Source organism: Anaeromyxobacter sp. SG64 (genome assembly GCF_022690745.1).
Lineage (GTDB): Bacteria > Myxococcota > Myxococcia > Myxococcales > Anaeromyxobacteraceae > Anaeromyxobacter > Anaeromyxobacter soli.
This window is the reverse complement of record NZ_JALCZB010000001.1, coordinates 60,685-72,479: the sequence shown is the minus strand read 5'-3', so window position 1 is coordinate 72,479 and position 11,795 is coordinate 60,685. Positions and strand designations below refer to the sequence as shown.

General features: G+C 72.0%; 13 protein-coding genes and 1 riboswitch. Of the genes, 6 read left to right on the top strand and 7 right to left on the bottom strand.

The features are described from left to right. Positions 1-60 precede the first annotated feature (60 nt). Positions 61-152: riboswitch (SAM riboswitch) on the top strand. A 481-nt stretch (positions 153-633) separates the two neighbouring features. From MNZ29_RS00325 to MNZ29_RS00315, 3 genes are read left to right on the top strand one after another with little or no spacing between them, the layout of a single operon-like run. Then, positions 634-1,245, top strand: coding sequence for a tetratricopeptide repeat protein (locus MNZ29_RS00325; RefSeq protein WP_242352090.1), 612 nt, complete (start codon positions 634-636; stop codon positions 1,243-1,245). Between the two features lie 51 nt (positions 1,246-1,296). Continuing rightward, complete coding sequence (locus MNZ29_RS00320) at positions 1,297-1,830, top strand: cyclin-dependent kinase inhibitor 3 family protein (RefSeq protein ID WP_242352088.1); 534 nt, start codon at positions 1,297-1,299, stop codon at positions 1,828-1,830. A 53-nt stretch (positions 1,831-1,883) separates the two neighbouring features. Beyond that, positions 1,884-2,315: a GTP pyrophosphokinase gene (locus MNZ29_RS00315; RefSeq protein WP_242352087.1), complete on the top strand. Its 432-nt coding sequence runs from the start codon at positions 1,884-1,886 to the stop codon at positions 2,313-2,315. A 211-nt stretch (positions 2,316-2,526) separates the two neighbouring features. Here MNZ29_RS00315 and MNZ29_RS25105 read toward each other — a convergent pair whose 3' ends face one another. Genes MNZ29_RS25105 through MNZ29_RS00310 form a run of 3 tightly spaced genes read right to left on the bottom strand, consistent with a single transcriptional unit; the run spans position 2,527 to position 3,156 of the window. Beyond that, entirely contained in the window at positions 2,527-2,688 is a 162-nt protein-coding gene (locus MNZ29_RS25105; protein WP_242370641.1) for a DUF86 domain-containing protein, read from the bottom strand. Continuing rightward, positions 2,628-2,834: a DUF86 domain-containing protein gene (locus MNZ29_RS25100; protein WP_374110763.1), complete on the bottom strand. Its 207-nt coding sequence runs from the start codon at positions 2,832-2,834 to the stop codon at positions 2,628-2,630. Before MNZ29_RS25100 ends, MNZ29_RS25105 begins: the two co-directional genes overlap by 61 nt. Positions 2,835-2,856: 22 nt before the next feature. After that, positions 2,857-3,156 carry a nucleotidyltransferase family protein gene (locus tag MNZ29_RS00310; protein ID WP_242352085.1) on the bottom strand — a complete coding sequence of 100 codons (300 nt, stop codon included), beginning with the start codon at positions 3,154-3,156 and terminating at the stop codon, positions 2,857-2,859. Between the two features lie 199 nt (positions 3,157-3,355). On the opposite strand from MNZ29_RS00310, the gene MNZ29_RS00305 reads away from it, so the two are divergent. Then, positions 3,356-3,901 (top strand): SEC-C metal-binding domain-containing protein, encoded by a 546-nt coding sequence (locus tag MNZ29_RS00305; protein ID WP_242352083.1) that lies wholly within the window; start codon positions 3,356-3,358, stop codon positions 3,899-3,901. A gap of 110 nt (positions 3,902-4,011) precedes the next feature. Here MNZ29_RS00305 and MNZ29_RS00300 read toward each other — a convergent pair whose 3' ends face one another. The 4 genes from MNZ29_RS00300 to MNZ29_RS00285 all read right to left on the bottom strand — a co-directional run bounded on the left by MNZ29_RS00300 (position 4,012) and on the right by MNZ29_RS00285 (position 9,371). After that, on the bottom strand, positions 4,012-4,815 hold the full coding sequence (locus tag MNZ29_RS00300; protein ID WP_242352081.1) for a hypothetical protein: 804 nt from the start codon (positions 4,813-4,815) through the stop codon (positions 4,012-4,014). Between the two features lie 185 nt (positions 4,816-5,000). After that, entirely contained in the window at positions 5,001-6,335 is a 1,335-nt protein-coding gene (locus tag MNZ29_RS00295) for an efflux RND transporter periplasmic adaptor subunit (protein WP_242352080.1), read from the bottom strand. 2 nt (positions 6,336-6,337) lie between these two features. Then, a complete protein-coding gene (locus MNZ29_RS00290) occupies positions 6,338-8,707 on the bottom strand; it encodes an ABC transporter permease (RefSeq protein ID WP_242352079.1) in 2,370 nt (789 codons plus the stop codon). Positions 8,708-8,711: 4 nt separating this feature from the next. Further along, on the bottom strand, positions 8,712-9,371 hold the full coding sequence (locus MNZ29_RS00285; RefSeq protein WP_242352078.1) for an ABC transporter ATP-binding protein: 660 nt from the start codon (positions 9,369-9,371) through the stop codon (positions 8,712-8,714). Between the two features lie 326 nt (positions 9,372-9,697). Between MNZ29_RS00285 and MNZ29_RS00280 the strand changes: the two genes are divergently transcribed. Together MNZ29_RS00280 and MNZ29_RS00275 are read left to right on the top strand one after the other, a co-directional pair. After that, the gene (locus MNZ29_RS00280) at positions 9,698-10,834 is read left to right on the top strand and encodes a beta-propeller fold lactonase family protein (protein ID WP_242352077.1); all 1,137 of its coding nucleotides are present in this window, start codon (positions 9,698-9,700) and stop codon (positions 10,832-10,834) included. A 28-nt stretch (positions 10,835-10,862) separates the two neighbouring features. Next, the gene (locus MNZ29_RS00275) at positions 10,863-11,741 is read left to right on the top strand and encodes a DMT family transporter (protein ID WP_242352076.1); all 879 of its coding nucleotides are present in this window, start codon (positions 10,863-10,865) and stop codon (positions 11,739-11,741) included. Positions 11,742-11,795 lie beyond the last annotated feature (54 nt).

Below are 11,795 nucleotides of genomic sequence, written 5' to 3'. Positions count from 1 at the left end.
TCAGTTGATTGACATTTCGCGACGAATGGTATAAATACTGCGACTCCGATGTTCGATGTCATTCCATCAAGACGAGGCGAGGGCGGCGGCCCGATGACCCTCGGCCAGCTCCCGGTATCCCGGGGTTGTGGCAATGCCGCCTGCGATGGAGGCCCCATGACCCACGAGAGAGCGACGTAACCGGGACCCCGGCGTGATCGTCGCGGCGCCCCACGGGCGCAGGCGATGCCACGCTAGCCGTACGGGTCGCCCGGGCAGCCTGCGCCCGGTTCGGCCTGTCCGTGCGCCGTGTAGGGTGTTCCTGCCGGCGCCCCTGTCCTCGCCCAGACCATCGAACCCGCTGCCCGGCAGCGGGACGGGACCCGTGCGTCCCGGGAAAGACGATTGCGCAATGATCTGCTATCCGCTCGGCGTCGCCTCGCACCTCGCCATCGCCTGCGATTGCATTCGACGTGGCGACCTCGACGGCGCGCAGGCGGCGCTCGCGCGCGCGACCGCCCTCGCTCGCGACGAGCGCTCCGGGCACGCGGCGGCTTCCCCCGCGCGTCCGGCACGGCAGTCCTGAAGCGTTCACCGGCCCGGGATCGACCGGTCCGCAACCGACGACGCCGCGACGGCGCAGGAGGAGACGAGATGCCCCCCAGGAAGACGACGGACCGACTGTTGGGAGAGATGCGCCGCGCCTACGACCTCGTGGAGCAGCGGCGGGCGGACGAGGCGGTGAGCGTGTACCGCGAGGTCCTCGCCGAGGCCCGCAAGGTGGGGCTCGACTCCGCCCACCTGCACTGGGCCTTCGCGGTGGCCTGTGACTACTCGGGAGAGATGGAGATGGCCTTCGAGCAGATCAGCATCGCCATCGGCAAGGACCCGCTGGCGCCTCCGTTCCGCCACTCGTTCGAGGTGATCACCGGACGCATCCAGGCGGCGCTCGCCGACCTGGAGCGCGCCGCGGACGACGCGTCGACGCCTCGGCTCTACGCGCTGCTGCAGCGGGGTGGGACCGTCGACGTGCCGTCGCACCTCGCGATGGTGCGCTACCACCTCGCCACCGGGAAGCCGGCCGAGGCGCGCGCGCTCGCCGACGCCGTCACGCTGCTCCACCCCGCCTCGCGCGAGGCGTGGGAGGCGAAGGCGGCCGTCGCCAAGGCGACCGGGGACGCGGCCGGCGCCGAGCAGGCGCGCCTCGAGGCGGCGGCGCTCCAGGAGGAGCCCGCGTTCGCGATCCCCGGCCCGGCGTCGGCCTGAGCCATGCGTCGGCTCGGGCCTCGCCCCACTCTCGAGGAGAAAGGAGACCTCATGGAACCGTACGCGCTTCGCGTCGACTACCTCCCCGCGTCCGCGCTCGCTCTTCCGGGCCGGCTCGGCCTGACGCGCGCGCCCGGCCGCTGGGTGGCGGGACGAGACCCCGACTCCGACGTCCGGCTGCGCGAGGACGTGGAGGCGATCGCGCGGGTGCACGGTGCGAAGGTGCTCGTGACCCTGCTCGAGCGGTTCGAGATCGCGGAGCTCGGCGACCTCGACGGCGAGGCGCGCCGGGAGCGGCTCCGGTGGATTCACTATCCCATCGCGGACATGTGGGCGCCCACGGATCTCGCCTCTGCCCGCCGGCTCGTGGGCCGCATCTTGCACGCGCTCGAGCGGGGGCATGACGTGGTCGTTCACTGCTGGGGCGGCGTCGGGCGAGCGGGGACCATCGCCGCGTCCTGCCTCGTCGCGCGCGGCACGCCTCCTGCGGAGGCCATCGCCATCGTGCGCGCAGCTCGCGGTCGCGCGATCGAGAACGCCGCGCAGGAGCGTTTCGTCCGCGAGTTCGGAGGTGACCTGGAATGAGCCCGTGGATTGCCGGCGGCCGAGACTTGACCCACACACAGGAGAGACTCGCCATGCAGACCCCCACCGTCGCCGACGCAGTCGCGCTCGCGGCCGAGAAGCACCGAAATGCCGTCGACAAGGGCGGCGCCCCGTACATCCTCCACCCGCTCCGCGTCATGCTCGCGATGAGCACCGACGAGGCGCGGCGCGTCGCCGTGCTCCACGACGTGCTCGAGGACACGGACATCACGCCCGACGAGCTGCGACGGCGCGGGTACCCGCAGCGCGAGGTGACCGCGATCGTAGCGCTCACGAAGCGGCCCGGAGAGGACTACGCGGCGTTCATCGAGCGCGTTCGCCTCGATGAGCTCGCCGCGACGGTGAAGCGCGCAGATCTTCTCGACAACATGGACGTCCGCAGGCTCGCGACGTTCGGAGCCGCGGATGCGGAGCGGATGGCGCGGTACCTGGCTGCGTGGAAGCGGCTGTCGGGCGGGAAGTAGGAGGCACCACACGACACGCGGCACACGTTGACGATGGCGGCGATCGAGCGTGTCCGTACTGCCGCTAGCCTCGACGCATGCACGATGAGAGCGCAGCCGAAGGTTACGCGGGCTTCCCGGACGACCAGGACTCGTCGCTTCGGCGGGCGGGTCGTCCGTGACGGCACCCGTGAATGAAGTCGCTCAGCGCGGGTTCTCGCACCTTGCCGCATTACGACGGCACGAAAGGCTCCAGCAGACGGACGAGCTGCGGGAGGTCATCCGTCACCGTGTCCCAGACGACCTGAAGGTCCACGTCGAAGTACGCATGAATCAGACGGTTGCGCGTCGCGATGATCTGCGCCCACGGGATCTCCGGGTGTGATGCCTGCATCGTCGTGCAGGGCTGACCCGCGCGGCAGCCTCGCCGATGATCTCGACGTCTTTGACTATCGCCAAGACCAGCACGCGATCGCGCTCGAGATCGCCCCGCGAGCGTCCAGCCGCGAACGACATCGCCTCGCGCGCGGCGTCCAGCATGTGCCGCAGCCGGATGACGTCGTCAGGTCGCAAACTGGACCTCGGCGTTCGCTAGAACCTCGTCGCGGAAGTACCGGCTCAGCTCTCCCGGTGTCCTCAGATCGACCTTCCGGCCGAGCATGGCGCCGAGCTCGAGCTCCATCTCGGCGAGCTTCAGGAACCCGGCCCGGGCCCCTGGCTGGAACTCGACGAGAACGTCCACGTCGCTGTCTGGCCGGAAGTCGTCTCGTAGAACGGATCCAAACAGCGCGAGCCTGCTGACGCGATGTTTCCGGCAAAACGTCGCCAGCGCCTCTTCCGGCATGTGGATCCGTACGGTCATCCCTTTGAATCATAACCGCAGTTCGCGAGGTCAGCACAGTCCTGTCGTTTGCCGACGGCACGCGAATTGCTCATGCACCCGCCGTCCGAGTCGCTTCGCGTTCCAGGACCGGAATGGCGGCGGACACGCCGTCGGGACCGCGGACCCTTCGTCCGCAGACTGGACGACGCGGGAGGCTCACCTCTTCGCCGGAGATCTCATGCCGACTCGCCCGAAGCCATCGCTGGATTCCCTCCTCGCCTCCTTCCACGCGGCGCGAGATGTCGCGGAGCGCACCCGGCTCGCGATGGCGCTGGTCCGAACGCAGGCTCGCGACGATCGGATTCTTGCTGCTCTCGTTCGAGTGCTCGACGAGAGTCCCGTCGGTGGCGCTGCCTTCCTCGCGAGGTACGGCGACGCCCGGGCGATTCCACACCTCGTTCGCGCGCTCGAGTCCGATGACCTGGTCGCGAAGGCCGACTGTGCCATCTGCGCGGCGGAGCAGCTGAGCGCGATCGCGCACGCGATCGAGGAGCTCGGTGGGGCGCTGACCGATGCACAGCGCGCGCATATCGACCGGATCGAGCGCGAGACAGCTCGACTGTGGCAGCCCGGCCCCGACGCGCTTCCCTCGGCGAAGTCCGCGCGGCGGCCCGCGACGCGCGAGGCACGCCCGGGCCGAAATGCATCGTGTCCCTGCGGTAGCGGCCAGAAGTACAAGCGGTGCTGCGCCCTCGGAGCCGATGCCACGCGTCAGCTTCACTGAACATAGACGGACGACGCTCCCGCCTCGTCCGGGATCCCCGATCACGAAACGACAGCGGGGAGCCCCGTGCCCCGGGCTCCCCGCCGCGTGAAGCTCACTCCAGTTGCGCGTCAGTCCCTGTGACCGCGCCCGCGCCCCTCGTCCTCGTGCCGCCGGCCGTGGTCGTGGCGCCCACGGTCGTCCCGACGATCGTCGTCGTGCCGTCCACGGAAGTCCCCGCGATCATCGTTCTGCGGCGGAGGAGCCGACCAGCGCTGGTGATCAGACGGCTGCGGATACGGCTGCGCCCGCTCGGGCCCCCGGTCCCGGCCGTACGGCTCGAAGCGCGTCCGCGTGACTTCCTCACGCGGCCGGTAGCGATACTGCTCGGAGCGAATCGAGTGCTGCATCTCGGGCGCGCGGGGATAGCGGTCGCCCACGTAGCCCCGCTGGTAGACGGGCAGCGGCGCGGGGCGCGGGGCGGCGCGGCGGTCCCATCGATCCCACCCGCGGTGACCCCGTTCCCAGTCGTGGCCGAAGCGGTGGCCCCAGCGTGGCGGCGCGTCGGCGCGCCACCCGCGGAAGTACGGCGGAGGCTGCCGGTAGTAGCGCACCGGTACGCGCAGCACGTAGAGCGGGACGTGCGCGGGCTCCACCACGTACCACGGCCCGTCGTACCAGCTGCTCACGTACCACTCGTCGCCCTGGAACGCCCAGTAGGCGCCGTCATAGAAGAAGTAGTTCGAGCTCGCTCGAGGGGCGTAATAGACGGGATACCCCGGCACCGGGACGAGCTCCGGATAGGCCGGTACGTTGATGCCGATCTGGATGCTGGGGATCGCGATGCCGACGCCAACGGAGACCTGAGCCTGGGCCGAGGTGGCCGAGGTCAGCGATCCGAGCAGCAGCGACGATGCAACGAGCAGGTAGCGCATTCTGTCCTCCTGAGATCCGACGAGCTGCCACCGGGGCGTATTCTCTCCGCGCACGCTCAGCAGCTTTCGAGCCAGCGGCCCCAACCGAGCAAGATCGCGCACTTGGAGGGCGGCACGCGTGCTGCGCGTGTGCCTCGCGGCAACAGGTACTTGGAGGGGGGTGTAGGTCCGGTGCGCTCTCGCCTCTACCGGCGCACCTCCACCCTGCCGCCGTCCTTCACCCGATCGCCGGGATGCACCGCCACCACCGCGCCGGCGTCGACGCCGCCGAGCACCTCGACCTCCGTCTCGCCGCGGTGTCCGATCTGCACCGACGTCAACCGCGCCTTGCCGCCGTCCACGCGGAACACCGCCCACCCATCGCCCTGGCGGAACGCGGCGCCCTGCGGGACCTTCAGCACGTCGTCGCCTCGCCACAGCACGAACCGCGCCTCGACGCGGAACCCGTCGCCCAGCGCGCTCCAGGCTTCTCGCGGATCGGTGAAGACGGCGATGACGTTGACCCGCTGCTCCTCCACCCCGAGCGCCGAGAGCTTGGTGAACGCGGACGGCTCGACCCTGCGCACACGGGCCGCGAGCGCGCGGTCGCCACCCCATCCCAGGATCGTCACGAGCGTCCCGGGCTGGACGCGGACGGCGTCGGTGGTCAGCAGATCGACGACGAGCTCGAGCGCTCCCGGATCGCCGACCTCGAGCAGCGGCGTGCCGGCCTGCACGACGCCCTCGCTCTCCTGCAGCACCCGCAGCACGCGGCCGGAGGCGGGGGCGAGCACGTCCACGTGCCGCTCGCGCCAGGCGCCCTCCCCGCCCAGCGACGCGCGCGCGACGCGCACCTGCTCGGCCGCGACCTTCACCGCGAACACCGCCGAGGAGAGCTCCTGCGTGCGCATCCGCGCCTCGAACTCGGCGCGGTCGAGGCCCTGGCTCGGCAGCGATCCCCCCGCCGCCAGGGACCGGGCGCGAACGAGATCCTCCCGGGCGAGCCCCTCCGCCGCCCTCGCGCGTCCCTCCTGCGCCTGCGCCTGCCCGAGCGCCGACACGGCGGCGCTCAGCCTCGCCTGCGCCTCGGAGCGCGTCCGCGCGTCGAGCAGGGGCGAGGGGACCGCCGCGATCTCCGCCACCACGTCCCGCTCGCCGACCATGTCTCCGGGCTCGAGGAGCTGGCGCGAGACGGTGCCCGTGACGGGCGCGGAGACGACGTACCGGTCCTTGACCCGGGCGATGCCGGTCTCCTCGATCGCCACCACGAGGCTGCCGCGCGCCGCGGTGGCGACGTCCACCGGCACGGGGCTCGGCCGCAGCGCCCGCACCGTGGCGAGGGCGGCAGCGAGGACGAGGACGAGGAGAAGCCCTTGCCGGGCCCCGCGCATGAGCTTCCGTCGATGCTCGCGGGCGTGTCGTGCCTCGTCCCCGGACGTGCCGCGTAGCCCCGGCGGCGCTGGCGCGGGCGGCGCGCCCGGCGGCTCGTCGGCCGGGAGCGGCTGGGTGGGCTGCGTGCTCTGCTCGCCGATGGCGCCCATGCTCACTCCCGCGTCTTGAGGACGCCGATCAGATCCAGCCGATCGACGTTGCGGCGCACCCACAGCGCGCTCGCCGCGGCCGCGAGGAGCCCGACGGCCGCCGCCATGAGGTACGTGCTGGGCGCGACGTACACCTCCCAGCGGAACTGCTCCTGGTCGACGGACCGCATGAAGAGCCGCCCCCACGCGAGGCCCAGATAGAGGCCGATGGGGATGGCGATGGCCATCTCGATCGCCATGCTGCCGATGAGGATCCAGGAGATCTCGTGCCGGGAGAACCCCAGCACGCGCAGGCTGGCGAGATCGCGGGCCCGCGTCGCGAGGGCGATGCGCGCGTTGTTGTAGACGACCCCGAAGATGACCGTGGCCGCGAGCACGATGGCGACGGTGGTCCAGACGTTCATCATCGAGGCGTTCATGTCGCGCAGGCGGCGGGTGTCTTCGCGCACCTCGGAGACGTCGATGACCCGGGGCACCCGGCGGAGCCGCTCCTGCAGCGCAGCAGCCTCGAGCGGATCGACCGTGAGCAGGGCCGAGCCGAGCGCCCCGAGATCCCCCTCCAGCCGCGCGACGAGCTCCTCGCGCGCGTAGAGCTGCAGGCCCACCGACTCGTCCACGAACCCCGCGATGACGGGTCGGACCACCGGCCGGGCGCCTTCGCGGATCTCCACCTCGGCCCGGTCGCCGGCGCGCAGCCCCAGCACCTCGCCGAGCTTGCTCGTGACGAGGATGCCCTCCGGCGGCAGCGCGACCTCCCGGCCGCCCCGCTCGACGAGGCGGCGCAGCGTCGCGCCGGCCGGCAGCCCGATGAGGACGGTGTCGCGCGTGCGATGGAGGTGACGGATCCGCACCGGCATGGCGCGGACACCCTCCACCTGGCGCACTCCCGGCATCGCGGCGAGCTCCCGCAGCGCCCTCGGCGAGACGGGCCGATCGAAGGAGACCGCCAGGTCCTGGCGCTGCTCGCGCCGCAGCGTCGCCTCGAGGTAGCTGTCGAGGGAGTCGATGCCGAAGCGGCCCAGCACGACGAGCGCGAGCGCGCCGGCGATGCCGAGGGACGAGAGGAGCGTGCGCAGCGGGCGGCGCTCGACCTCGCGCACGATCATCATGCCCGCCGGCCCGACGAGCGCAGAGAGCCTGAGGCGCTCCACGAGGCTCTTGCGATAGATGGCGGGAGAGGGCGGCCGCATCGCCTCCGCGGGCGGAAGCCGCACCGCCGCGCGGACCGCGGCGAGCGCGCCGGCGAGCGCCGCGACGCCGCTCATCAGGATGCCCGTGGCGACGAGCGAGAAGCTCGGTTGGAAGGCCGCTTCGGGGAACCGGAACACGCTCGTGTAGAGGCCCAGCACGGCGTCCCCCATCCACCAGCCGCCGGCGAGGCCGAGCAGGGTGCCGGGCACGAGCACCACCGCGACCAGGCCCGCGTAGTGAGCGCGCAGGGCGTGGTTGCCGTACCCGATGGCCTTGAGCGTCGCGATCTCCGGGCGTTGCAGCGTGACGAGCCGCCCGAGCACCATGTTCACCAGGAAGGCGGCGACCCCGAGGAAGATCATCGGCACCATGCCCGCCAGCGCCTCCAGCTGCGCGAGCTCGCCGGTGAGGATCTTGTTCGACTGCTGGTCCTTGCGGCCGATCGCCCCGTCGCCGCCGTACGGCAGGAGCAGCCGATCCAGCGCGGCGCACACGGCAGGCTCGGAGGCGCCCGGCTGCAGGAGCAGGCTCGCCTCGTTGAACGCGCCCTCCAGCTCGTAGGCGGCCGCGAGCGGCGCTCGGTTCATCCACAGGATGGCGTAGCCGGCCGCGTCCTCCGCGATCGAGCCAGGCTTGAGCGCGTAGATGAACTCTGGCGAGAGCGCCACGCCGACCACCCGGAGCTTGCGCAGCTTGCCATTGATCACGGCGGGGACGTGGTGACCCGGCTCGAGCCCGTGCGCCGTCGCGAACGCCTCGAGCACCACCACCTCGTCGTCGCGGTCGCGCTCGGGGAGGCGCCCGCTGCGCAGGTGGATGGCGTTCGTGGCGGGTTCGCCCGCGGCGGGCAGCGAGAGCAGCCGGCCCGACGCCGGCCGCGACCTCCCCTCGATCGGCAGCAACACCTCCTTGGAGATGCGCGTCTGGACCGAGGCGACGCCCGGCAGGACCTCGATGCGCCGGGCGATGGACTCGGGCGCCCGCTCGAGCAGCACGAACACGTGCGCGAACCGCTCCCGATCGTAGTAGGAGTCGCGCGCGCGCAGGAGCGCGGCGTAGGTGCCGCGGAGCCCGATGAAGCTGGTGATGCCCCCCGCGAGCACGAGCGCGATCGTGAGGACCTGTCCCCTCAGGCGGCCGACCTCGCGGAGCAGCTTGCGGTTGAGCGCCGAGATCAGCATCGCGTCACCAGCGCAGGTCGCGCGCCCGGGCGACACGGCCGGAGCTGCGCTCGCTCTGCACGCGTCCGTCTCCGAGCGTCACCACGCGGTCGGCGAGGTCGGCGATGGGTGCGTTGTGGGTGATGAGCGCGGTGGCCGTCCCCAGCTCGCGGTTGACCTGCTCGATCACCTCCAGGACCAGGATGCCGGTGCGGAAGTCGAGCGCGCCGGTGGGCTCGTCGCAGAGCAGGACCGACGGCCGCTTGGACACGGCCCGCGCGATCGCCACGCGCTGCTGCTCGCCCCCCGAGAGCTGCGCCGGGAAATGGTCGAGGCGGTTGCCCAGCCCGACGAGCGCCAGCGCCTCCTCCGGCTCGAGGGGGTCCTCGGCGATCTCGGTCACGAGCGCCACGTTCTCGCGCGCGGTGAGGCTCGGGACCAGGTTGTAGAACTGGAAGACGAACCCGACGTGGCGCCGCCGGTACTGCGTCAGCGCCTCCTCGTCGGCGGCGGTCATGTCCTCTCCGGCGAAGAAGACGCGCCCGGAGGTGGGGACGTCGAGGCCACCGAGGATGTTGAGCAGCGTGGACTTGCCGCTGCCGGAGGGGCCGAGCAGCACGAGGAGCTCGCGCTCGTGCAGCCGGAAGTCCACGCCGTCGAGCGCGCGGACGTCGACCTCGCCCATTCGATAGACCTTGCGCAGCTGCTCGCAGGAGAGAATCGCTTCCGGAGGTCTCGCGAGCTGCGCACGGGTCTGTGCGGCAGCGAAGGACACGACGAAGCGTAGCGCATCGGGGTTACACGCCCGGAGCGCATCGGGGGTCCCCGCACGGAGCGGCTCCAGATCGTGCACTCGTGGCCTCTCCTCCTGCGTCAGCGTGTCATCGTCTCGCACCCACGTCGTCGGGTGGGCGGCTCGCTCGGCCCGTCCCTCGCCCCCGCCGCGCGTCCTGTAACGCCCCACCCCGGGGACACACTGCTCAGCCGAACCCCGAACTGGAGGTCGGTACCATGCACCCACGAAGCTCCCTCTTCGCAGCCCTCGTCGTCTCCACCCTCATCGCGTCGGGCGGCGAGGCGGAAGCCGCCGCAGCCGTTCTTTCCACGGCCGGGGAAGCGCCCGGCACCGCATCCGCCGGCGAGGCCGGCACGGTCTACGCGCTCTCGAACGATCCCGCCGGCAACGCGGTGGTGACGTTCGCGCGCGCGCCCGACGGCACGCTCTCCCCCGCCGGCTCGTTCTCGACCGGCGGGACCGGCACCGGCGCCGCGCTCGGCTCGCAGGGTGCGCTCACCTTCTCGCGCGACGGCCGCTGGGCCCTCGCGGTCAACGCCGGCAGCGACGACGTCTCGATCTTCGCGGTCTCCGACAGCGGTTCGCTCCGGCTCGTCGACCGCGCTCCGTCGGGCGGCGACATGCCCATCAGCGTCACCGTGTCGAACGGGCTCGTGTTCGTGGTGAACGCGGGCGTGCCGAACAGCGTGACGGGGCTCCGGATCGGCCAGGACGGCGATCTCCAGCCCATCCCGAGCTCCACCCGGCCGCTCAGCGCAGCCGACAGCGCTCCCGCCGAGATCGCGTTCGATCCGGGGGGCGACTTTCTCGTCGTGACCGAGAAGAACACGAACCGCCTCAGCGTCTACGCGGTCGGCGAGGGCGGCGTCCTCGACGGCCCGCGGGTGGTCGACTCGAGCGGCCAGACGCCCTTCGGCTTCGCGTTCACGCGGAGGGGTCTGCTCGTCGTCTCCGAGGCGGGAGGGAGCACCGTCTCGTCCTACCGGCTGAGCGACGATGTCCTCGACGTGGTCACCGCGTCCGCTCCGAACTTCCAGATCGCCGCCTGCTGGATCGCGATCACCGCCGACGGGCGCTTCGCGTACTCCGCCAACACGGGCGCCGACGACATCTCCGCCTTCGCCATCGCTCCGGACGGCACGCTCGCGCTCCTCGATGCGAGCGGCGTGGCGGCCTCGGCCGGCGACGCCCCGGCCGACCTGGCCATGAGCCGCGGGAGCGGGTACCTCTACGTGCGCAACGGGCGCGACGGCTCCATCTCGGGTTACGCGGTCCAGAGCGACGGCGCGCTCGAGCAGGTCGAGCTCGTGAGCGGGCTCCCCGCCGGCTCGGCAGGGCTCGCCGCGCGCTAGCGCATCGCAGGGCCCTAGAACCGGACGCATGGCCACGAAGCGCATGGCTCGCCCTCACCTGCTGCTCGCGCTGCTCGTCCTCGCCTGGGCGATCAGCTGGCCCGTGATCAAGATCGGCGTCACGACCGTGCCGCCGATCTGGTTCGGGGTCCTGCGCTACGTGCTCGCCGCTTCCTGCCTGTTCGGCCTCGTCGCGCTCCGCCGCGAGCTCGCCGTTCCACCGCGGTCGGATTGGCCGCTCATCGCGGTCTCCGCGGTGCTCCAGATGGGCGCGTACTCGGCGCTGACCGGGCTCGCCTTGACGGTCTTGCCCCCAGGTCGCGCGTCGGTCCTGGCGTTCTCGACGCCGATCTGGGTCCTGCCGCTGTCCGCGTGGTGGCTTCACGAGCGGCCGTCGCGCTCGGGGCTGTTCGGCGTGTGCGCGGGGCTGCTGGGGGTCGTCGCGATCGCCGTTCCCTCGCTGCGTCCCGCCGGGAGCCGCCAGCTCCTGGCCTACGGCATGCTCATGGGAGCGGCCGCCGCCTGGGCGATCTCGATCGTCTTCGTCCGCCGGCACCGCTTCACCGCGACCGCGCTCGCGCTCGCGCCATGGCAGGCGCTCGCCGCCGCCATCCTGCTCCTCCCCATCGCGGCATTGAGTGAAGGCGCGCTGCCGCCCATCGGCTGGGGCGGCGCGGCGTCGCTCGCCTATGTCGGGCCGGTCGCGACCGCCTTCGGCTACTGGGCGGTCGTGGAGACGGGTCGTCACCTTCGGGCGAGCACGATGTCCACGGCGCTCCTGGCGGCTCCGAGCCTCGGCATCCTGTTCTCTGCCCTCACTCTCGGCGAGGTCATCGGGCCGTCGCTCGTCGCGGGCATCGTGCTGATCGGCGCCGGCATCCGGCTCGCGACGACTGCCGCCGCGTAGCGCGGCCCCGGCGCCGTCCCGCCGGACGAGCGGCGCGCCAGCGGAATCGACGGG

What these genes read in the sequence shown, in the direction of transcription:
- MNZ29_RS00325 (WP_242352090.1), top strand. Translation starts at nt 634, where the DNA reads ATGCCCCCCAGGAAGACGACGGACCGACTGTTGGGAGAGATGCGCCGC.
- MNZ29_RS00320 (WP_242352088.1), top strand. Translation starts at nt 1,297, where the DNA reads ATGGAACCGTACGCGCTTCGCGTCGACTACCTCCCCGCGTCCGCGCTC.
- MNZ29_RS00315 (WP_242352087.1), top strand. Translation starts at nt 1,884, where the DNA reads ATGCAGACCCCCACCGTCGCCGACGCAGTCGCGCTCGCGGCCGAGAAG.
- MNZ29_RS25105 (WP_242370641.1), bottom strand. Translation starts at nt 2,688, where the DNA reads ATGCAGGCATCACACCCGGAGATCCCGTGGGCGCAGATCATCGCGACG.
- MNZ29_RS25100 (WP_374110763.1), bottom strand. Translation starts at nt 2,834, where the DNA reads ATGCTGGACGCCGCGCGCGAGGCGATGTCGTTCGCGGCTGGACGCTCG.
- MNZ29_RS00310 (WP_242352085.1), bottom strand. Translation starts at nt 3,156, where the DNA reads ATGACCGTACGGATCCACATGCCGGAAGAGGCGCTGGCGACGTTTTGC.
- MNZ29_RS00305 (WP_242352083.1), top strand. Translation starts at nt 3,356, where the DNA reads ATGCCGACTCGCCCGAAGCCATCGCTGGATTCCCTCCTCGCCTCCTTC.
- MNZ29_RS00300 (WP_242352081.1), bottom strand. Translation starts at nt 4,815, where the DNA reads ATGCGCTACCTGCTCGTTGCATCGTCGCTGCTGCTCGGATCGCTGACC.
- MNZ29_RS00295 (WP_242352080.1), bottom strand. Translation starts at nt 6,335, where the DNA reads ATGGGCGCCATCGGCGAGCAGAGCACGCAGCCCACCCAGCCGCTCCCG.
- MNZ29_RS00290 (WP_242352079.1), bottom strand. Translation starts at nt 8,707, where the DNA reads ATGCTGATCTCGGCGCTCAACCGCAAGCTGCTCCGCGAGGTCGGCCGC.
- MNZ29_RS00285 (WP_242352078.1), bottom strand. Translation starts at nt 9,371, where the DNA reads ATGGGCGAGGTCGACGTCCGCGCGCTCGACGGCGTGGACTTCCGGCTG.
- MNZ29_RS00280 (WP_242352077.1), top strand. Translation starts at nt 9,698, where the DNA reads ATGCACCCACGAAGCTCCCTCTTCGCAGCCCTCGTCGTCTCCACCCTC.
- MNZ29_RS00275 (WP_242352076.1), top strand. Translation starts at nt 10,863, where the DNA reads ATGGCCACGAAGCGCATGGCTCGCCCTCACCTGCTGCTCGCGCTGCTC.